The sequence below is a fragment of the Psychrobacter sp. 78a-MNA-CIBAN-0178 genome (assembly GCF_040309625.1).
Lineage (GTDB): Bacteria > Pseudomonadota > Gammaproteobacteria > Pseudomonadales > Moraxellaceae > Psychrobacter > Psychrobacter okhotskensis.
On record NZ_JBEOOZ010000001.1, the window covers coordinates 198,556 to 221,241 of the forward strand.

A 22,686-nucleotide genomic window follows, 5' to 3' on the forward strand; every position below is an offset into this window, starting at 1 on the left:
GCAGTCAATAAGATTATAATCAATTCAAAATAGCTAAGAGGAGTCGGCTATGGTAAAAATTCGTGAAGGGTTACCGTTGGTAGATGGACAGACCACACAAGCCGACAGTGCGACTTTAGCGGCACAACTGGTGGCGAGTCAACGCTCTCATCAGTCTGCTAATAGTTACGCTCAAATTCCACTCGATATCAAATACCAACTGACCACTCATAAGCTGCATACGACTTTTGATCGCTCTGCACAGCACGCTTACCACAGTCATGACCCTGACCTCGAAGACGAATATCTGGACAACCAGCTTTTAGATGATGCTCATATTCTCTCAGAAGAGGAGCTTGAAGAGATTGATCTAAATAATGCCAATATTGATGTGCCGGCATGGTTAGATAATGTGGCCAAGCGTATCGGGCAAGAGTCTGTCCCCAACCTTAGCGCTGCCTGTAATTTTATCCGTAGTCATATGAATACTAGCGAATCTGAACGCTCCGGTGCCTATGTTACTGGTATTGGCATGACCGATATTTTAACCTATCTTTATCAAGACGAAGATGCACTCGTGGCAGCGATGCTCTATCGCAGTGCGCGTAAATCTATCATCAGTCTGGCTGAAATTGAGCAAAAATTTGGTAAGGACATCTCCACCTTGGTCAAAGACACCTTGGCGATGGGGAAACTATCAGAAATTATCGAAAGCAACAAACGCTTAGAAGACCACTTCGTCAACAATCAGCGTGACCAGCTATCGAACATTTATAGCATGCTCATCTCTGTCACCAATGATGTGCGTGTGGTACTGATTAAGTTGGCTGAACGTACCTTTGCGATGCGTGAGCTGACCTTTTCTCATCTAGAGCGGCAAAACCGAGTGGCGCGTGAGGTCATGACGATTTATGCCCCACTGGCCCATAGACTGGGGATTGCCCAGCTTAAATGGGAGCTTGAAGACCTCGCCTTTCGTTATCTCGCTCCTGATCGCTATAAAGAGATTGCCAAGCTATTGTCCGAAAAGCGCAGTGAGCGCGAGTCTTATATTCAGCGCGTACAAGATAAGCTCAATGAGGCTTTGGCAGAAGCAGGTATCGCTGGTGAAGTATCAGGGCGTGTCAAGCACATCTATTCTATTTATCGAAAAATGAAGCTTAAAGGCTTATCGTTTGACCAGCTCTATGACATCCGTGCGCTGCGCGTTTTAGTGACCAATCCTTCAGACTGTTACCATGTTCTTGGATTGGTACACGGTCTGTGGCGCTATATTCCCGAGCAGTTTGATGACTATATTACCAATCCTAAATCTAACGGCTATCGCTCGCTACATACGGCGGTCATTGCCGAAAATAAATCGCTTGAAGTACAGATTCGCACCCATGAGATGCACTTTGAGGCCGAGCTTGGCATGTGTGCTCATGTCAATTACAAAGAAGGGCTAAAGAACAAAAAAGACAACTACCTCAATCAAAAAATCAGCTCGTTGCGTCAGCTGCTTTCTATTAATAACGAAACACGTAATCAACCACGCTCGTCCATGTTGGACGGCGATGAGCTAGACGAAATTGAATTCGACGAAGAAGAACAACTGGTTGATTTTGATGAGCTCGAGCGCATTTATATCTTTAGTCGTGACGGTGATATTACCGAACTACCAAAAGGCGCCACCGTTCTTGATTTTGCTTATTACGTGCACACGCAAGTCGGTAACCGTGCCCAGGCTGCACGTGTCAATCAGCGCTATGTACCGCTCACTTATCAGCTAAAAACTGGCGAGCAGGTGGAGATTATTACCAAAGCGTCCCGCGAGCCTAACCGTGACTGGCTGGTTGCCTCACTTGGCTATATTCATACCAATCGGGCGCGCTCAAAACTGCGTCAATGGTTTAATAAACAAGACCGTGACAAAAACATTGAGATTGGTCGGCACATGCTTAGTAAGGAGCTTGAGCGTTTATCCGTCCACCCCAACAGTATCGATCTTAACGATTACACGCAGTTTTTTCATGTCAATAATACCGACGATATCGTTGTCGGTTTGGTCACAGGTGAGATTAGCCTAAACCAGCTGACCAGCCATATTTCTCGTCAGCTACACTTAGAGCCAGAGAGATCAGAGGAAGACTTTACACCCAGTGTCGATGCCAGAGACGCGGGCAAGCTTGATGCGTATAAAATTCGTATCGATGGTCTAGACAATATTGAGATCAATTTAGCAGGCTGCTGTCACCCGGTACATGGTGAACCTATTGCCGGTTATATCACCTTGTCGCGCGGCGTTAGTGTGCATAATCGAGGCTGCCCAGAATATTTGCGTCTCATTGAACGTGACCCTGAGCGTCAAATCGCTGCCGCTTGGCGCGTAAAATCAGGTCGCTACCAACCTGTCGACATTCATGTAGAAGCTTATGATAGACGGGGATTATTGCGTGATTTAACTCAAATTATCGACAAAGAAAACGTCAATATTCGTCAAGTTGAAACCCTTAGCAATGACGATAATATTGCCTTTTTAAAATTTCATATTGAGGTATCAGGATTGGCGCATTTATCTAAGCTCTTAGCCAAGCTTGAACAGCAGCATGGCATTTTACACGCTCGGCGCGCGGTTGCTTAAAAAAAAACGCTAACGCTTTGTGCAAAAATATTCATCCAATAATAGAGTCTTCATAAGAAATACTATGCCTGAGTTACCCGAAGTAGAAACCACAAAAACCAGCCTTGCGCCGCTATTAGGTCAGCAAGTAACCGATGTGAAAGTCTTCCAACCAAAACTACGTTGGTCGATGCCTGATGACTTGACTCAATTGATTGATTACACTTTGGATAGCGTCGAGCGCCGAGCAAAGTATTTGATATTGAATTTTTTACCACCCTTACCTAACAGTAGCATCACGACTGGATATACCACATTAGCACCGCGCCAACTTCTCATTCATTTAGGCATGTCGGGTAGCTTGCAACAGCATAGCGCTGGCACTGAGAAGCGTAAACATGACCATTTAGTGATAGGGTTTAACAATGCTGATAATGTGCCAACACAATTACACTATCATGACCCTAGACGCTTTGGCTCGGTATTGTGGTATGAAGACTATGGTCCTAAGCTCCTAGACCATTTGGGTCCTGAGCCATTATCAAAGTCCTTCACTGCAGATTACTTATATCAGCTAATCCAACGCATGGATCTATCTGATAAAACAACGCTCAAAACCACAGCTGGTAAAACAATAGCGAGTAAAGCAAAACCTAAAAAACAGCCAATGACCCGAGCCATCAAGTCCGTCATTATGGAGCAGCAAGTCGTGGTTGGCGTTGGCAATATTTATGCGACTGAAAGTCTGTATCTATCCAAAATACATCCAGCTACCCCCGCTCACCTATTATCGTATGATGATATTGTAATTTTGGTCGAACATATTAAAATGATTCTACAAAAAGCGATAGAACTGGGCGGATCGACCTTACGAGACTTCACGGTCGCTAGCGGACAAACCGGATATTTCCAACAGACATTAAATGTCTACGGTCGACAAGGTGAAGATTGTCCGAACTGCGCCGCTATTCTTGATAATATCAAGCTCAATGGGCGCGCGAGTGTCTTTTGCCCTGAGTGTCAACCGCTACCAAAGCCAAATCGTTAGCTACATGACTCACTAAAGCTTTATAGAAAGTAGTCAAGACAAAAGTGATTCATTGAGCCGTTAATGATAAAGCCAAGGGTGCAGCGCATGGATTTATATTGCTAATCGCCCAACATCTTGGTTTAATAGTAGCTATGTTTAATAGTAGTTGCGCTCAATAATACTAACGTTTAGCAATAGCCTTAGCCTCTATCTTCAACCCTTATTTTAGGATGACATCATGACTGTCAAAACTCGCTTTCAACATGCTGTTAAGTCCAAGCTTTTAACCGCTCTTACTAGTATCAGCCTTGTAGTTATCACTATGAATTCAGCCTCAGCGGCAATCGAGATTGACGAGACAGATTTTGGTCCTTCATATGACACTATGGTAGTCGATACGGTAGTAGGTAAGCCGTTGCAACTAGTCGCCGCCGTTACTGGTACAGCCGCCTATTTAGTTAGCCTGCCTTTCGCCGTCGTCGGTGGTAATGCGGATCAAGCGCAGCAGAAGTTATTTGTAGAGCCGTGGGATGCGATGGGACGTTGCTTGGGCTGTACCGTCGCCGAGGATAACTATTATAAGTCACAAGTCACTGATAACAATGTCGTGCGTATCATCGTCGATCAGCCATCAGAGATTTTAATCAATACCAATGACTATGTGATAGTAAGACCGTAAGATATTCAAATCTTTTTAAATACTCTCTAACTATTAAGTCATACCTTCATACTAACAACTTTATGAACTGACAATAAAAAAGGCTAACATCGCGTTAGCCTTTTTTTATATTCTACTAGTCCAATAATATGGGTTTATTTAGTAATATTAGTATTGCTAAGCTTTGCACTAATTTCACGAAGCAATTGCACTTCTTCTGAAGGCTCCTCTACCGCCACTTCTTCTACTTCGTCAGCACGACGCATGTTATTGACCATTTTAACCATCATAAAAATGATAAAGGCCAAAATTAAAAAGTTGATAAGCACTGTAATAAAGCTACCGTACGCTAATACAGGGACGCCAGCTTCTTTAAGGGCATCATAAGTCATCGCGATACCTTCAGGGGCATCACCCAAGATGAGAAACATATTTTTAAAGTTAATCTCACCGCCAAAGATAAAGGCGACGATCGGCATAATAATGTCTTCAACCAACGAGGTGGTAATGGTTGCGAAAGCACCACCGATGATGACACCGACCGCTAAATCCATCACATTACCCTTTAAAGCAAACTCTTTAAACTCAGATACCATACTCATAATGTGTCCTCCTAAAAAATATTTTTGGATTATACTATAGCCCATTTAGTATACGACGAAGTATCAGACAATAGGCATTATTTGGGTATTATAAGGAAAATTTCATGCATTTATTATGGGTATAATAGCAAAATGCAAAAAAGGCTAACATAGTGTTAGCCTTTTTTTAAATATTTATTGGTATTAATATAAGCTATTAAGCACCTTTCTTGCTACGACCATGACGCTTACGTTCACTTTCAGTTAAGTAGCGCTTACGGATACGTATCGCTTTTGGTGTTACTTCAACCAATTCATCATCTTGAATAAATTCAAGCGCTTGCTCAAGAGTAAACTTGACAGCTGGTGTTAACGTCAACGCTTCATCCGTACCACTAGCACGAACGTTAGTCAACTGCTTGCCAGTTGTTGGGTTCACCGCCATATCATCGTTACGTGAATTAAGTCCAACGATCATACCTTCATAAACTTCAAGCTGTGGCTCAGCAAATAGTTTGCCACGCTTTTGTAGATTAAACAGAGCAAAGCCTAGACAAACACCTTTGGTCATAGAGACCAATACACCATTAGAGCGACCACCCACATCACCAATTTTTTGTGGTCCATAATGTGAGAAGCTTGACGTCATGATACCAGTACCTGAAGTCAATGTTAAAAACTCAGAACGGAAACCAATCAAGCCACGCGCTGGCATAGTCGCTTCAATACGCATACGACCTTTACCATCAAGCTCCATGTTAGTCATCTCGCCTTTACGTAAGCCGATTTGCTCCATGATTGGACCCTGATGCTCTTCTTCAATATCAAAGACAACATTTTCATACGGCTCTTGTAGCTTACCATCAACTTCTTTAACGATAACTTCTGGGCCAGATACACCCATCTCAAAACCTTCACGGCGCATGTTTTCGATCAACACCGATAAATGTAGCTCACCACGACCTGATACTTTGAATTTATCAGGGGACTCAGTGTCTTCTACACGCAAAGCCACGTTATGAATCAACTCACGCTCAAGACGCTCACGAATATTACGTGAGGTCACAAACTTACCTTCACGACCTGCGAATGGTGAGTTGTTTACTTGGAAGTTCATTGATACCGTTGGTTCATCAACCGTCAATGCTGGTAAGGCTTCAACGTTGTTCGGATCACAAATAGTATCTGAGATATTAAGCGCGTCAATACCAGTGATACAAACGATATCACCTGCTTGTGCATCTTCTACTTCGATACGATCAAGGCCATGATAGCCCATGATTTTTAAGATACGACCATTACGCGTGTTACCGTGCTTATCAATGATCGTTACTTGAGTATTTGTTTTAATCTTACCGCGTTGAATACGACCAATACCAATAACACCAACAAAGCTATTAAAATCAAGGCTTGAGATTTGCATACGGAAAGGCGCATCTGCATCCACTTGTGGTGGCTGCACAACGTCAACGATAGTTTTGAAAAGTGGTGTCATGTCATCAGCCAAGCTATCGGCTTCTAGACCAGCAACACCGTTCAATGCCGAAGCATAAACCACTGGAAAATCTAACTGCTCATCTGTGGCACCAAGGTTATCAAACAAATCAAAGATTTGATCCATAACCCAATCAGGGCGCGAACCAGGACGGTCAATTTTATTGATAACGACAATTGGTTTCAAACCTTGTTCAAAGGCTTTTTGTGTCACAAAACGAGTCTGTGGCATTGGTCCATCAACAGCATCAACGACCAAAAGCACGCAGTCTACCATCGACATAACACGCTCAACTTCTCCACCAAAATCGGCGTGACCTGGAGTATCAACAATATTGATACGATATTCGGTATCGTCAGTACTATCTGTCCATCGAATAGCTGTGTTTTTGGCCAAAATAGTAATGCCACGCTCTTGCTCAATATCACCTGAATCCATTGCACGTTCAGCAATGTTTGCACGGTCGCCAAAAGTGCCAGATTGATGTAATAGTTTATCAACCAAAGTTGTTTTACCGTGATCAACGTGGGCAATAATTGCGATGTTACGCAGGTGTTTGATATCGTTCGCCATATAAAATGCTCTTTTCGTCTTAAAAAAATGCAGTAGCAGTAAGCACCGCTGGATAAACTTTTACCATCAACCAGAAAGATATGATTATTTGACTCTTAAATGATTACACAATTTGTAGACTCATTTAATTAATAGTAATAAAATCAAATACCTATGCTGGAAAATCCATCGTACAGATAGCTATGCTAATGTACACTTTGTTAATCTACAAAGTGTTTGGGTCGCTAGTATAACATTATTGCACGATTAATTTACGTAATAAGTTGCTTTTCTCAGTACATAAATAAAAAAAAGCCACCCATTGGGCAGCTTTTTTTGTAACGATATAACTAAGAAGTTAGCTGTCTAGCTATTATTTACTGAACAACCATGTCTTTAGTTTGTTCAACAGTCATAGTTTTGTCACCAGTGATGATGGCATAAACACGACGGTTCATAGCGCGACCTTCTTCAGTGTCGTTTGGCGCGATTGGTTGGTCATAACCATAACCAACGGTTGATAGACGGTTTGGAGCAATACCAAATTCGTTAGTCAACATAGATTTCACAGCAACGGCACGGGCTTCAGACAGACGTTGGTTATAACGTGCTGAAGGACCAGTTTTAGAAGCATGACCTTCTACGCGTGCAGTTGAGTTAGGATACTCGCGCATCTTCTCTGCTACTTTAGCGATTTCAGGTTTGTATTGGTTTTTGATAGCTGATTTGTCGTTATCAAAGAATACACGAAGTTCCATTTTCAGCTCATCAGTAATGTCTACTGGTACTGGGCAACCGCGCTCATCAACAACAACATTCATTGGAGTGCCTGGGCACGCATCAATGCTATCAGGTACGCCATCGCCGTCAGAATCAAGATCAGATTCAACAACAACGATTGGTGGAGTCTCAACCATAGGCTCTACCATTGGAGGAACAGCTACTGTAGGTGCTAAATGGCCACCAAGTACAACTTCTAGACCGGCCAAAGCCATGCCTTCCCACCAGTTGTTATCGAAGTTATGAATCGCACGAGCTTCACCACGTAGGCTTAGCGCGTCATTGATGCGATACATAGCACCTAGGCCTAAGTTACCGATAGTGTCTTTAGAGTTTGATACTTCAGTACCAGCTTTTACAGTGTCGCCTACTTCATAGCCAGCTACGTCTGAAGTAGCTTCATACGCTTCTTGGTTTTCGACTTCAATTTTAGATTGACCAGCACCAATTAGAACATATGGTTTGAACGGGCTGTCAGTGTAACCAGTAAATTCTTCAGTACCGATTAAGAAGTTACCAGAAATCATAGTCTGTTCAACATCAAAACGATTAACGCCTGAATCAGCAGAATCTTCAGACGCTTCGCCGTTCGTGCTTGACACACCATATTCTACTTGGAACTGAGTAGAAGGAGTTAGCTCGATACCTAACGCAGCACCAGTATATAGACCACTTTCTTTTGCTACACCACCGTTAGGATTACCTACACGATCAGTGTTGTTTTGTAAATTCTTACCAGTAGTAAGCACTTCACGCTGTTTGTCAGCTGTGTCACTGATATCCTCAGTTACGTGATAACCAAGTAACAATGGGCTAATAGTAACACCAGCGTTAGCTGCCAAAGGTGCAACCGATACGGCAACCAGAGCTAGAGCAATTTTATTCAATTTCATGGACTTCCTCCAAAGGATAATTTTAGTGATGCATTAAGCAAAACTACTTCTCAAGATGCTACCGAAAACACATCTTTTACGAATTTTAAATTACAAAGCAAAACTAATTTAGAAGTAGCTTAGCGATTATCAATTCAGTTTACAACTTTTTTCGTTAACGAGCTACACATTATTACACGATAATGTCGTAACTAAAACACAATGACCAGCTTAAGTTACTGAGAACTAACACACCTTACGATTTTCACCTTTTGTGTATGAGTTCGCAATAGATTCTAAACCGAAGCGTATCTGTTGGTTGAGGGTATTTTAGTACAACTAGTATTTTTTCTCTATTGTTAAAACTATCTATTCACTAATTGAAACATTTTTTGACAATAGACATATATTCTGTTTATATTGTAATAACCAACATTAATCCATTATGAATATCTGATCGATAATGATACGTGTATAGAGTGATGATTATCTCAAAAACTTAAATGTTATTAACTTGCATGTTTACGGACAAGAATGAGTGATAGTGATCATAGGCATATCAATATAGCATCAAATACATAATTTGTTACAGGTAATACTCGTATGGCTATATTACATATAATATCGTCAAATTGCCAACAACTATCTGTATTTATTTTACTTAAGTTGCTCTTAGCTAAGAATAAGCTTGCCCGTACAATCATATTTATTTATACGTCTCAAATCTCTTCTATAAATCATAAACAAACGATTCTAAATCAGAATGTCACCGACGATAAACACGCTTATAAACTTTCAAGTCAAAATGGTTTTACGCTGGTAGAGCTGATTGTCACCGTTGCAATACTCGCGATTATCACAACGATTGCTGCGCCAGCTATTTTGACGCAATTAGCAAGCATGGAAGCCAAACGTATCAGGCATGGCTTAACAGATACGCTAAAGCTCGCGAAAGTAGAGAGTCTTATTCGCCGTCAAAATATATTGGTATGTTTGTCAGATAGCAATGGTCGCTGCGATAAGAACAGCAATAAAACCTTGTTGCTATTCGTAGATAACAACGATAATCAGCATTTCGATAGCGGCACAGATGACTTATTACAAGAACAAACCCTAAACCCTAAATATGGCACCCTACATCTGCGTGCAGGAAGACGTCGTTACGTCAGATTCTATGGCGATAGCGGCAAGCCACGCGGACATTTTGGCCACTTTAAGTATTGTCCAAGCTCAGTATACAGTCAGGCGATGTATCAAATATCATTCAGTCAAGGCGCTAATATTAGTTTCAAACCTAATGACAGTCATCCTACTGATTGTGGTGACTAGGGCGTGTCCTCAATTCAAGCGATTGTATCTAAATGGGCTAAAAATGGCTAAATTTTGCCAAACATCGTCAAATAGCTGATTAATATCCCGATATTATTTGCGCTACTTTCCTCATTTGACTTCAATTTATCTCATTTTTATGACCATTTTTAAAATGAGGACACACCCTAACATGCTTTGAGATTTGAGGTTTAAGCTATAACTGATAACGCTGTTGCTGTTGCCAAAGCAAGCGACTTTGAAGCGGCTGATAATCTAAGAGATGGTCAATCAGTTGCCGATGTAAACGCGACCAAGCATTAAGTGTGACATCACTTATTCCCTGCTCTACCATCAGCACTATCTCGTTGCCCTCAAAAACCGTTCGCCCTAGGCTAGCACTGTCTAAAAACTCAGCTTGTACAATGGGGACCAAACCGACATCAGGTAAGAACCGATAGACACTGTAAGGCTCAATGCTATCTTGAACATTGTCATGCGTTAACGTCAGGGCAAAACCCAACTCGTTAAATAGATACTGTTCAAATTGCCGCAAACACAAGCGCAGCTCATTAGCAGACAAGGGCTGTTTAAGCCTATCTAAACTGTCTTGATAATGCTGCCATAAGATTGGCATCGGATCTTCAGTGGGCAATAAGCGCCAGAGTATCTCATTTAGATACAAGGCAGCGTATTGCTGTTGACCAGTGATGTTTTCGTAAGGAATGGCTGTGAGTGTTTTCGCGGTAGCGTCTTCTAGAAGCACATCTGTTTGTACGACGTACTGAGGTGCGATATTAATCTGGCTGAATGTCTTTAAATCCCGCTTACCCGTAGCAAACAATTGCAAGGGCATAAATAAGGGCGCGCCTTTTTTACCAATACCATGTATGACCCCATGCTGCTGAGAGAATAGGTAATATAAAGCGCGTTTTTCTTGGTAAGGGCGCTGATGTAACAAATAACCAATCAATGCTTCATTACGCATTTATCATTACCTCAGCGCTGATCATAAAATGCACTCAAAGATGTTATTCTTAAATCACTGTTAATAGCCCAAGCTGGTCAATGCACGTTCGTCATCAGACCAACCACGTTTCACTTTTACCCAAAGCGTTAGCATGATTTTTTTATCAAACAGCTGCTCCATATCCTTACGTGCATCCATACCCACTTGTTTAATACGTTGACCTTTATCACCGATGACAATTGCCTTTTGACCACTACGCTCGACGTAGATCGTCGCATCGATAAAGGTACAAGCTTTACGTGGGCGGCCCGTCTTTGGATCGGTATGCGCAGGTTCGTCTTTGAAGCCATCAATCTGTACCGTTAAGTCATAGGGTACTTCATCACCCGCGCTGCGCATGATTTTTTCACGGATAATTTCACTGGCTAAGAAACGCTCTGAACGATCGGTAATTTGCTCAGTGTCATAGATAGGCGCAGCAATAGGCAGATGCGAAGCAATAACTTCTTGCAGACGATCTAAGTTTTGATTTTTTAATGCAGAAACTGGAACGATATCAGCGAAATCAAAGCTATCACTAAAGGTTTCGATTAATGGTAAAACGCTGCCTTTGTCTTTTAAGGTATCCGCTTTATTAATCACTAAAACTACTGTTAGATTAGTATCGCCAAGCTTTTGTAAAACCAGTAAATCATCGTCACGCCACTGATCTGAGTCGACGACAAACAGAACTAAATCGACATCAACCAGTGCCGATACGGCAGCCTTATTCATACGCTCATTGATAGCTCGCACTTCATTACGATGAATACCTGGCGTATCAACGAACACCGCTTGCATTTCATGATTGGACAAAATACCGTGGATACGATGACGGGTCGTTTGCGGTTTACGTGACGTAATAGATAACTTCTGACCCAATAAATGGTTCATCAAGGTTGACTTACCCACGTTTGGACGTCCAACGATTGCCACATAACCTGCTTTAAAATCCTCAGCCATACGCGCATTATTATTTGGCGAAAAAAACTCTTCGATGGCCATATCATTTTCTGCATCGTTGTTTTCTGCATCGTTGTTTTCTGAGTGCTCGGAATTTAATTCAGCACTTTTTGATTCAGCGATTTCTGGCGTTGGTTTTACGTCTGTTTTTTGGGTCATAGCGTCGGTATTATCTTCATTATTTGATGGCAAGTCAGTACGATTGCTCATAGATTTATCCTGTGGGGTTTATCATTAGCTCAGCAGTTCTACTGCTATCTACAATAAAGTAGTAGTAAATAAGATAGCAGCACCATGCTTGGCTTGAGATATTTGCGGTTTTAAAATAAGTATTATTTAAAAATAACCCTTACTTAAAAAAATGTAAATTTATTGTTTTATAAAATATGGCTTTAAGATTTAGATTATGAGCGAGTTTTTGGCAAGCTTGGCAGTTTATGTAGCTGGTTAATCATTAGCTCTGCTGCTTTTTGCTCAGCAATACGGCGACTCTCACCCGATTCAGTAATATCAGGACAATTACTAATATTTACCTGACAGCGCACCACAAAAATTTGGTGTGGTGCATTGCCACGCGTTTCCATCAGCTCATAATGTGGCAAATCGAATTGTTTAGATTGCAGCCATTCTTGCAAGCGGCTCTTAGCATCTTTTAGGGCTTTTTGGTCGTTGACATTATCGATCAGATCGCCATACCATGAGAGCACGCAATCACGAGTAATAGTCATATCCTGACTGTCTAGATAGATAGCGCCAATCAGCGACTCTACAGCATCGGCTAGTATAGAGGCGCGATTACGACCGCCACCCTTGCGCTCACCTACCCCTAATATGAGGTGGTTGGAAAGCTCTAAGTTTTGAGCAATGATGACCAGTGACTCTTGACGTACTAAGGTGGCACGCATACGCGTCAATCGCCCTTCGTTTTGACTGGGATAACGATGGTATAAAGCCTCACCCACAATCATACCCAATAGCGCATCGCCCAAAAACTCTAAACGTTCGTAGTTTTTTTTGCTATCGAACGAGCGATGAGTCAGTGCCAGCTTGGGAAGCGTAAGGTTATTAAACACATAACCCAGTTTGCGCGTTAATATCGCTAGGCGTTGGATGAATTCTGAGCTAACAATAAGCGTGTCAACAGACGGGTCATTTGTTTGGGAGGTAGGAAGCGCCTGAGAGTGCTGCGAAGTTGGTTTCATGCGAGGCTTGTGGTTATCCCTTTTGTTTTACTGAAGTAATTGGTCAATAATGACTGGTTAATAGTGATTAGTTAATAACTAATCGCTATTAAAAAATATAAAAGTAAATAATTTTTGCTAAATAAATAACAGATAAGCACTCTGCCTATTCAGGTTACTCTGTCACGGTTGCGTCAATGTCACCTTCAAAGCGATTGACAATATCGACGTTACCGAAAAGGTTGTTGGTTTCTTCATATTTCTTATAAATAGCCAACTGACCGGTTTTTTTGTTGGTGAAAGTAAACACCTCTTCTGCATTGGTATCATAATCAGCATTGATAGATAGCTGCCGATTCACACGCTCGACGAATTGCTTGGCCGTCTCACCTTTGTCATTGGCTTCTTTAAGCTCCATTCCTAAAAGCTTGGTCAGCTGATAATCACCAATCTGTGCCGGTACAATAGCAATTATCAATTTGACGGCAATACCGAGAACAATGATGAATAAAACAATGCTAGTCACACTAGCTCCGCGCTGGGTCGACAAACCAGATAACTGCTGCACCATAACACCTCTCAACGGGTAAATTATTATATTATTATTGAGCACTTAACTACAGCATGCCCTCAATTCAATCGATAATCATAATATTAGCACGAAACTATTATTGATAAGTCAGCCTACGACCGACGCATCAAGCCGCTATTGCTTTATAAATTTAATCACTTTATAAATTTAATCGCTTCAGAACTTTAATCAATAGCGCTGTTACGTGCAAAGGTGGGCAAATTGAGACCTGGTGGCTTATGCATCCAAATATAAACAGCCTTGCCTGCTAGGTTTTCATCAGGGACAAAGCCCCAAAAACGGCCGTCGGCACTGCGATCACGGTTATCACCCATCACAAAATAATTACCTTCAGGAACTTTAATACGCCACTCGTTACCCTCTGAGCTAACCACTTCTGGTGCTTGTTGCTGCAAAAAGGGCGCATACTGTGAGCTATTCATGCCTTTCAAGTAACGAACGAGATGCTCATGCTCACCCTGCGTTTCTTGAAAATACTGCGCTTCACCCTCTTCTTGCTGACCCATTGCTGCCGCATTTTCTTCCGTCAGCACTTGTCCTGGGGCAACTTGTCCGGCAGGGTACAGCTGTGCAGTTAGCTCAGCATTGGCATCAAAATCAATAGATTTGGTTGTTACAGGCACATCATTGATAGCAAGCGTACCTTGATCATAGCTGACTGTGTCACCCGGCAAGCCAATGACACGTTTGATATAATAAATACTAGGGTTTTCAGGGTAGCGAAAGACCGCCACGTCGCCATGTTCCGGCTCGCCAGTATCCAATACCTTATTGTAAGTCAGCGGCAGGCGCACTCCATAAGCATATTTATTGACGGCAATAAAATCGCCAGTATATAAAGTTGGTACCATGGATGAGGACGGAATATTAAAAGGCTCAATTAAAAATGAGCGAACTATTAATACTACTGCCAATACGGGGAAAAAATCATAGGCCCAACGTACCAGTAAGCTCTCTTGGCCGCGGCCACGTGTTTTACGCTGTTTTAGCGCCAGCTTATCCAATAGCCAAATAATACCCAAGCCAATAGTTAATGGCACTAAAATCAAATTAAAATCAAAATCCATACTTAATTGCCTATTAGCGAGCTACTTATCCAACGATGATATCGGTAAAACCAGCCATGATATTCGTCTATTAATAATCTAATCTACCTGCAGTACCGCTAAGAAGGCTTCTTGTGGAATCTCGACATTACCCACTTGCTTCATGCGTTTTTTACCGGCTTTCTGTTTTGAGAGCAGCTTTTTCTTACGCGACACATCACCGCCATAACATTTAGCCAAGACGTCTTTACGCATGGCTTTTACGGTACTACGTCCGATAATCTGGCTACCAATTGCCGCTTGAATGGCGACATCAAACATCTGACGTGGGATCAGCTCTTTCATCTTACCAACGAGCGCATTACCACGGTAACGCGATTGGGTTTCGTGCACAATCATGGCAAGCGCATCGACTTTCTCACCATTGATTAATACATCTACCTTAACCAATTTATCCACTTGATAACGCTCAAAATTATAATCAAGTGACGCAAAACCACGCGATACTGATTTTAGACGGTCAAAGAAGTCCATGACCACCTCCCCCATCGGAATATCAAAGATCAGCTGTACTTGACGACCCATAAAGCGCATATCTACCTGTACCCCGCGGCGCTCAATACAAAGCGTCATCACGTTACCGAGATAATCCTGCGGTACTAAAATCTGACAGCGGGCAATCGGCTCACGGAACTCTTCGATATTATTCGGTTCGGGCAATCTTGATGGGTTATCAACGTAAATAATACTGCCATCTTTTTTTACAATCTCGTAGATAACTGACGGCGCAGTGGTAATCAAATCCAAGTCATATTCGCGCTCTAAACGCTCTTGGATAATCTCCATATGCAGCATGCCGAGGAAGCCACAACGAAAACCAAAACCTAGTGCATCAGAAGTGTCTGGCTCAAAAAACAATGACGCATCATTAATTTGTAATTTTTGCAGCGCTTCACGGAACTTTTCAAAATCAGTCGATTCAACAGGGAACATACCGGCATATACTTGCGGGGTAATCTGTTTAAATCCAGGAATACGATCAACATCTGGCGTACTGGCATGCGTAATCGTATCACCCACTGGCGCGCCAGCAATATCCTTGATACCCGCAATAATAAAGCCAACTTCACCCGCTTGTAAGATACCTGTATCTAATGGTTTTGGGGTAAATACACCAATGGATCCGACCAAATGCGCATCTTTGGTCGATTTAATATAAAGTTTGTCACCTTTTTTTATGGTACCTTGGCGGACACGTACTAGTGATACGACGCCCAAATAATTATCAAACCATGAATCGATAATTAACGCTTGTAGCGGTGCGTCACGGTCACCCGTTGGCGCAGGAATAAACTCAACCAATGCCTCAAGTAACTTATCAACGCCAAGACCTGATTTCGCCGACACGCGCGGCGCATCAACGGCATCGATGCCAATGATATCTTCAATCTCTTGAATGACACGCTCAGGCTCAACTTGTGGTAGATCAATCTTATTTAAGACTGCCATCACCTCTAAACCTTGATCCACTGCGGTATAACAGTTGGCGACCGATTGTGCTTCGACGCCCTGAGCCGCATCTACAACCAATAGTGCGCCTTCACAAGCCGCTAGTGAGCGTGAGACTTCATAAGAGAAATCGACGTGACCCGGGGTATCAATAAAGTTTAGCTGATAACGCTCACCGTTTGGATGATCATAATACAGCGTCACCGACTGTGCTTTAATCGTGATACCGCGCTCACGCTCAATATCCATGGAATCAAGGACTTGTGCCTGCATCTCGCGATCTTGCAGCGCGCCACACATCTGAATAAAACGATCGGCAAGGGTCGATTTGCCATGATCAATGTGGGCAATAATAGAAAAGTTACGAATATTGGCTAATGCAGTCACAAAGCGCCTACTAAATAATGGATGTTGGAGTAATGATCGGTTCGCACAATGGTAATAATAGCCATTGCTAAAGCGTACCGATGTATGCAGGTATTCTAGCAGTTTTCCACTGTAAAGTAAGGCGATTTTATTAGCAGGGATTGGAATGGCTACTGACATTAACGACTGAGTAGTGTTAACGATTAAATAAGTGCTTAGATTAACATTTTACAACGCAATATTAATGGCTTTAATTTAACCAAGACATCATTGGCTGGCTCTGTCTGATAAGTTATTTAGCGGTATCAGAACTTATGCTAGTGGCATCCGTTGGCTTTAAATACTTATACATCCAGGGTGATTTGCCATAAAAAGCGCCATTGATTTGCGTCTGTTCAATCAGATATTCACGAAACCTTAAATAAAACTCATTATCTGGGCTTTTGGGATGCTGCCAAAAATCATCAAGCGGCTTTGGGTCTGTCAGTTTTGGGGTGTCGTAAATCGCGCGACCCATAACCTTGGTAGGTTTTTTATGATATACCGACTGTAGCCCTGTCGTACTATTAATCGTCACCATACCAATACTATGCTTCATCAAGGTTGGCAGATGCATATCGCAGCCATAAAAAACGCGATGACTGACCTGATAGCGCGCAGCCAAACTGCAGACCAATTCTCGATAATCTCGATGACCGCGATCTAACGGATGGTGCTTAAATACCAATAAATGCGCCTCATGAGCATGACCTGCAAAGCTTGCGATGGCTTCGTCAATGAACTGCACCACATCACGATAATCACTGTGATGAGTAATCTGCGAGTCATTGTGTACTTGTAGGCTAATCAAGAAGTAATTATCACTTTCTTGTTTGGTCAGTCTCTTTTGTAGTTGTTTGTCAGGTACATAGCCGCGCAGCTTACGCCATGGCGCTTTTAACCATGCTATTGCCTCTTGCCACGCTGTCATACCTCGGTAATGCGAATAATGGGGATAGCGACTCTTGTATAGCCAAGCAATAATGTAGTAAACGATGGCGGCGATACTCAAGCGATAAAAGCGATTGTGCGTATATAACGGCTTATCATTGGCTTTATTCAACGCTTTAATATCGGCAATTTTTAACCGCGAATTACCATTAATACCGTACTCCTGCAAGGTAATATAATCGGGTCGCAAATAGCCTTCTTCGAACACAAAAAATGAAGTGCCTAACTTTTCACTGATGCACGACGCTTGTGTATGATGCGGGCGGCAGTCACCAAAACACACAATCGCATCAATATTATGCTCGCTAATAAAGGCCTGTAGCCAAGACGAAAACTGCGCCAAAGTACCTGTGTACTCATGTGTATTAGGATGGCTATAAAAAAACGCATCACCGGCATTAAAGTTGATTTTACTTACTTGAATATTTTGAGTCTGCAAAAATGTAGAAAAGCGATTGAAAAAGCCGCCCATCTTTCCCTGTAACAGCAAGACGTGTCGATGAGTAAGCAAATGAGACATCGAAGCTGCCATAGTATTAGATTACCATTGATTGAAGAATAGACAGACAAAAGAGAGGCAAAGGGATTGAGTAAATAACCCTAAATGACAAACAATTATACCGAAAAAACCCTTGCTTGTCGCAATGGATTTATAAGAGGTACTTGGCGTTTATTAACGAGATGATTTACGTAAGCGCTGCTGCCATTGATGGCGCTGCTGCATAAAATACGTGGCAGCACGGCGCTTAAACTGGCTAGGTATCTGGCTGCTTAGAGATAAAGGCATTTTTGACGTGACACTTGTCTTCATCGAAGCATTATTTATCTGGTTTTGCTTCACGGCAAAATCCTTATTTTTCGGCGGGTACAAATAGTCAATCACTTGCTCGACTTGCGCCAGTCCATAGCCATTAGGAAGGCGATACAAAGGGTAGTCTATTAACGTACAGTGTAGCAGTTGTTCAAGCGTCAACGACGTCTGTCGTTTTCGTCTCTTTAAATAGTCCGCTTTTGGTGATAGTTGGGCATCAATATCTGTCGTTAAACCCCAACCGGCATAAAACGGTAAGCCGTAACAAGTGACGTCTAAACCACGAAGCAAGGCTTCAAAACCTGTCAATGAGCTAATAGTATGCACCTCATCAACACTGTCTAAACAGTCCGGCATTGCGGTATCATAAGCGACCGCTTGTACCTGTTTCAGATGCGCGGCCGCTACCTTTCCTGCGCGTAACCCTGCCTCAACATCTGGATGCGGCTTATAAATCAGATAAGCATCAGGATTGTCTTGGCGTACACGCGCAATCAAGCCACTGTTGGTTTTAATCGTTGAACCACAATATTGCACCGACAAGTCGTCTTCTACTTGCCCGACAATAAGAATTCGCGATTTTCCAGATGCTATTGAGGCCTGCCTCCACTGACCATCAGCATTGCTATCAGAATCAGGCGTATGACTGCCCACATTGTACTTGCTTACCCGCTGAGTCAGCAGCTTGTCTCGCAGCGACTCTACTCGTGCACACTGCTTTGGCGTCAAGGCCTCACAGTAACGCAATAGCGTTTCCAAATCTGATGGCTGCGTTGCATCATAATAGATACCTTGCTTGTCTATAACCACAGACAACGGTGCCAATAAGGTAGCTCCCAAACCGTTTGAGCGAATAAACCCATCTTCCATACAGTAAATAGCTGTGATATCTGAGCGTTGCCCAACCAATTTACTTTGTCGTTTCTTTTGTACTTGCTGGCGCTTGGCTAGACCCCATACCAGTAGCGGCTGCTGATAATTAACCCGTAAGTGATCAGGATGCAGTAAATTTTTGAGGCGTGGCTTGGGTTTTACAAACAAATTGGTACGAGGTAGATTGACAAAAGCTTTCACAAAGGGCAGCTTCCAACGGCTAAACTCGTATACCGTTAAATTACCCTCAAGTCGTCCTTGCCAATAGCGATTGGTGATTAACCACTCAATGGCGCTATCAATCTCGCAAGCTTGCTTGGTAGCTGGATCTACATAGGAACTATAATCGATATAAGCACTATAAAATAAGGTTTCTAACGTAACCCTAAGGTTATTAGAAGATTGCTTTCTTCGCTGGTTAGGCAGATGCTCAGGTCTTTTCCACGGTTTTGTCAGTAACTTAGAAAGTCGCCCTGATTCTGTTGATTTTTCAAGCGGTGTCATGGCAATAGCAAACGCTTGACGGCGCTTCTTTACTACTTTAAGCAAGCGCTTTGGTGCACCGCTATCATCGGTCAAACCCCAACCACTATACCAATTAACGCCAAAGCAATGTACTGTTTTGCCGAGCATTAATGCCTCAAAACCCATGTGCGAGCTAACGGTATAAACATCGCTAACTTGCGTCAACAGCTCGATAGGGTTAAGCGCTTGGGTTAACAGTCGAACGTTTTTAGGTCGTTTTAAACGGGTCAGGTATCCTGATTTTGCTGCAGGATGGGCTTTGATCCAAATATGGGCATGAGGGTGATTACGGCAAGCAGCTTTTAACATGCGCTTGAACTGCTTACCATCAGCACCCGCGCCTTTGATAGAGGCATCACCAACGACTTGATCAATTAACAACACATGCGTTTTTGGAGCAGTGGGCGCTATATTAGAATTTTTCTCGGTCACCAAGTCATCTAATGAGGGACTTGCAATCACTGCATTGTATTTGCTTAATTTAGCGTTGCAAATACGCGCCATTAAGGCTTGCGCGCGCTTGTTGTCTGACAATAAGTCATGCGCACTTGAATAATCATGAGCACGTTGAATAATTAGCTGTTCAAGGCGTGAGCGCTGCGTCGAATCAAAGTAGATACCGATATCATCAATAACCACACTTAATCCATAGCGGCTACTAAGCCCAGAATCTAGCGAACGTAAGAAGCCATCTTCAATACTTAATGTCGGCAGCCCTTGCCGGTTGGCGGCGCGCTTTGCTCGTTGATAGCTTTTTTTATGACCCCAACCGATAAAAGCATGAGGGGTTTTAGGCCCTACGTTAAAGCGCTGTTGCAAAGCTGACCAAGGATACCAACGCTGTAGCTCTGCTCGTAAGACGTCTGACAGTAGAAGGTTATTACGGCGCATTCCTTTACCGACTACCGCCAGACGTTTTGGCGCAGTAGACTCCAACGGTTCAGGTTTTGATAAATTAGATGGCAATAAATTAGATTTCATTGATGGCAAAAAAAGTGCGTCAATAAAGGGTAACGCCAGCGGCATCTTATCCTTATTTGTCACACTTTTTGCCATTTTCTCTACCTTATTCAAGTTATATAGGGTTGACTATAGATCTAGGACAACTTTGGCCGCAATGGCTAATTGATAAAGTATTTGCGACAAGCCACGGGCAATTTCTACACGCTTGGTTTTGACTTTCGGCAATACCATGATTTCATCACCTTGCTGGATACGATAAGCGGTATTGACCACTTCGTTTGCCCCATTTTGATGAACAACTAAAATATCTTTAGCATCAGCGTTATCAGTGAAGCCACCTGAGTTGGCAATATAGTCACCAACCGTATAATCTGGATTAAAGGTAAGCGCGCCTTGTGCTCGTACTTGACCATTGACCGTAATCACAGAGGTTTGCGCGGGTATCTCAATGATATCGCCTTGCTGTAGGATAATATCCTGCCATGAATTCGGTACGACGACGATTTGACCAGTGGTTTTAACATTACGGGCTTTGGCGACAAACTGCTTGACCAAATTGGCATCGTCTTGACGCAATGCCGCCTCTTCACGCGTTGTCGATTGACTGGCAAGCGTCAATTCTTCCAAACGATCCAGCGATTCGTTAATCATGCGTTTTTGCTGTTCAGCAACAGACTCACGATAAATCGTTAAATGCGTCAGCTTCGCCAATGGGCTTGGTTGCAACTGGGGGACGATGTCTTTTAGACGAGCACCATAAGGTACAACCATGGCACCATTACCCGTATGAGCGCCTTTAACTTGTACGGCGATGGTGCCGGCATAACGATCTGAGGTAACCACCATCTGATCGCCATTATAGACAGGAACATTCTGCGCTTCTGCAAGGGAGTAATATTCTGCGGTTTGCGCGCGTCCTGCACTGCGAGTGATGCTAACGTTGGTAGCTTTAGCTGCGGGACTAGCAACTTGCAGTACATCACCGATGGTTAAGTCGTTTACATCAAACTCAAAGGTGTATTCGTTCTGAACTTCCCCGCCCACTTGAAAGGTTTTTTTCTGTGGGGCAACAGTAATGACGTCACCATCACGGAATGCAAATGACTGTAATTTACCCGCCAATAAAAAATCATATAAATTGACTTGCTGCAACATCTGACCATTACGTTTGATTTGGATATCAATATAACTGCCGCGGGTTGGATCAACGCCGCCCGCACGGTCTAAATAGGACAATACTGAATCTGCTGCAAGCCCACCATAATAACCGGGTTGTTTGACAAAGCCAGTCACGAAAACTTTCACTGGCTGTGCTTGCTCTAATGACGCATAAACGCCGACGTTCGAGCGATAAATACGACTGACCGCACTTTTGACCACGTTTTGTAGACTGCCATTTTGCACACCAGAGATACGGACTGGACCAACATTCGGTAAGAAAATATTACCTTGCGGATCTACAGTCGTGGTCGCGGCATATTGATAGGCGCCCCACATTCGTACTTGTACATTATCACCAGGATTAATCACATAGCTGTCGTTAAAGGTAGAACCAGAAGTCGTCGAAAACGCACCGCGAAATAGCTGCTCCCCAAACATCATATCTTGAGTGTCGATATCTTGGTAAGGGCGCGTGGTATTGATCACTGACTGACTCGGTAAGCTTGCTGCATTGACGGCTTCTTGCGTTGTTGCTTGACCCGGAACTCCACCAGAGAAAGCTTGCGTTGAGACATTAATGTTACTGCGGTTTTGGTCTTGACTCATGCTATTGCTACTAGTACCAAAGCTAGACCCTGCTATTTGATCCGCATAACTGGTTGCTGCTATTGCCGAGATGCTGGTCGCAGCCATCGTCAAGCTGATTACCTTAATCATGGTCACGATAGGACGTGGTTTCATGTTCATGCGTTGTATTCCTTTGCAGATCTATCGATCATTACTGGTATTTGGTTTGGCAAATCGTTCGCGATTGCCAAGCGCATCAAATCTTTAGCTTTT

Annotated in this window: 16 protein-coding genes; 4 read left to right on the plus strand and 12 right to left on the minus strand. The window is 42.8% G+C overall.

Annotated features, from left to right (window positions below):
* Positions 1-49: 49 nt before the first annotated feature.
* The 3 genes from AAEY80_RS00910 to AAEY80_RS00920 all read left to right on the plus strand — a co-directional run bounded on the left by AAEY80_RS00910 (position 50) and on the right by AAEY80_RS00920 (position 4,290).
* Positions 50-2,602, plus strand: a complete 2,553-nt coding sequence (locus AAEY80_RS00910) for a RelA/SpoT family protein (protein WP_350587753.1) — start codon at positions 50-52, stop codon at positions 2,600-2,602.
* Between the two features lie 64 nt (positions 2,603-2,666).
* Entirely contained in the window at positions 2,667-3,629 is a 963-nt protein-coding gene (mutM, locus tag AAEY80_RS00915; RefSeq protein WP_350587754.1) for a bifunctional DNA-formamidopyrimidine glycosylase/DNA-(apurinic or apyrimidinic site) lyase, read from the plus strand.
* A gap of 220 nt (positions 3,630-3,849) precedes the next feature.
* The gene (locus AAEY80_RS00920) at positions 3,850-4,290 is read left to right on the plus strand and encodes a hypothetical protein (RefSeq protein ID WP_350587755.1); all 441 of its coding nucleotides are present in this window, start codon (positions 3,850-3,852) and stop codon (positions 4,288-4,290) included.
* 134 nt (positions 4,291-4,424) lie between these two features.
* On the opposite strand, the gene mscL is transcribed toward AAEY80_RS00920, so the two are convergent.
* From mscL to AAEY80_RS00935, 3 genes are all read right to left on the minus strand, one after another.
* Entirely contained in the window at positions 4,425-4,871 is a 447-nt protein-coding gene (gene mscL / locus AAEY80_RS00925) for a large conductance mechanosensitive channel protein MscL (RefSeq protein ID WP_025650911.1), read from the minus strand.
* A 196-nt stretch (positions 4,872-5,067) separates the two neighbouring features.
* On the minus strand, positions 5,068-6,918 hold the full coding sequence (gene typA, locus AAEY80_RS00930; protein ID WP_025650910.1) for a translational GTPase TypA: 1,851 nt from the start codon (positions 6,916-6,918) through the stop codon (positions 5,068-5,070).
* A 356-nt stretch (positions 6,919-7,274) separates the two neighbouring features.
* Positions 7,275-8,570, minus strand: coding sequence for an OmpA family protein (locus AAEY80_RS00935; RefSeq protein WP_350587756.1), 1,296 nt, complete (start codon positions 8,568-8,570; stop codon positions 7,275-7,277).
* A 582-nt stretch (positions 8,571-9,152) separates the two neighbouring features.
* On the opposite strand from AAEY80_RS00935, the gene AAEY80_RS00940 reads away from it, so the two are divergent.
* Entirely contained in the window at positions 9,153-9,878 is a 726-nt protein-coding gene (locus AAEY80_RS00940; RefSeq protein WP_227674977.1) for a GspH/FimT family pseudopilin, read from the plus strand.
* A gap of 196 nt (positions 9,879-10,074) precedes the next feature.
* Here the strand turns inward: AAEY80_RS00940 and recO are convergent, their stop codons facing one another.
* The 9 genes from recO to AAEY80_RS00985 all read right to left on the minus strand — a co-directional run bounded on the left by recO (position 10,075) and on the right by AAEY80_RS00985 (position 22,593).
* The gene (gene recO, locus AAEY80_RS00945) at positions 10,075-10,845 is read right to left on the minus strand and encodes a DNA repair protein RecO (protein WP_101211800.1); all 771 of its coding nucleotides are present in this window, start codon (positions 10,843-10,845) and stop codon (positions 10,075-10,077) included.
* Between the two features lie 60 nt (positions 10,846-10,905).
* Positions 10,906-11,871 carry a GTPase Era gene (gene era / locus AAEY80_RS00950; RefSeq protein WP_051395131.1) on the minus strand — a complete coding sequence of 322 codons (966 nt, stop codon included), beginning with the start codon at positions 11,869-11,871 and terminating at the stop codon, positions 10,906-10,908.
* A 362-nt stretch (positions 11,872-12,233) separates the two neighbouring features.
* A complete protein-coding gene (gene rnc / locus AAEY80_RS00955; protein ID WP_025651614.1) occupies positions 12,234-13,031 on the minus strand; it encodes a ribonuclease III in 798 nt (265 codons plus the stop codon).
* A gap of 154 nt (positions 13,032-13,185) precedes the next feature.
* Entirely contained in the window at positions 13,186-13,581 is a 396-nt protein-coding gene (locus AAEY80_RS00960) for a DUF4845 domain-containing protein (RefSeq protein WP_025651615.1), read from the minus strand.
* A gap of 185 nt (positions 13,582-13,766) precedes the next feature.
* Positions 13,767-14,669, minus strand: a complete 903-nt coding sequence (gene lepB, locus AAEY80_RS00965; RefSeq protein ID WP_201616464.1) for a signal peptidase I — start codon at positions 14,667-14,669, stop codon at positions 13,767-13,769.
* Positions 14,670-14,747: 78 nt separating this feature from the next.
* Positions 14,748-16,544, minus strand: coding sequence for a translation elongation factor 4 (gene lepA, locus AAEY80_RS00970; protein WP_025651617.1), 1,797 nt, complete (start codon positions 16,542-16,544; stop codon positions 14,748-14,750).
* Between the two features lie 271 nt (positions 16,545-16,815).
* Positions 16,816-18,033: a capsule polysaccharide biogenesis protein gene (locus AAEY80_RS00975; RefSeq protein WP_227687578.1), complete on the minus strand. Its 1,218-nt coding sequence runs from the start codon at positions 18,031-18,033 to the stop codon at positions 16,816-16,818.
* 153 nt (positions 18,034-18,186) lie between these two features.
* A complete protein-coding gene (locus AAEY80_RS00980; RefSeq protein WP_350587757.1) occupies positions 18,187-20,778 on the minus strand; it encodes a capsule polysaccharide biogenesis protein in 2,592 nt (863 codons plus the stop codon).
* Positions 20,779-20,811: 33 nt separating this feature from the next.
* Entirely contained in the window at positions 20,812-22,593 is a 1,782-nt protein-coding gene (locus tag AAEY80_RS00985) for a polysaccharide biosynthesis/export family protein (RefSeq protein ID WP_201616468.1), read from the minus strand.
* Between the last annotated feature and the right edge of the window lie 93 nt (positions 22,594-22,686).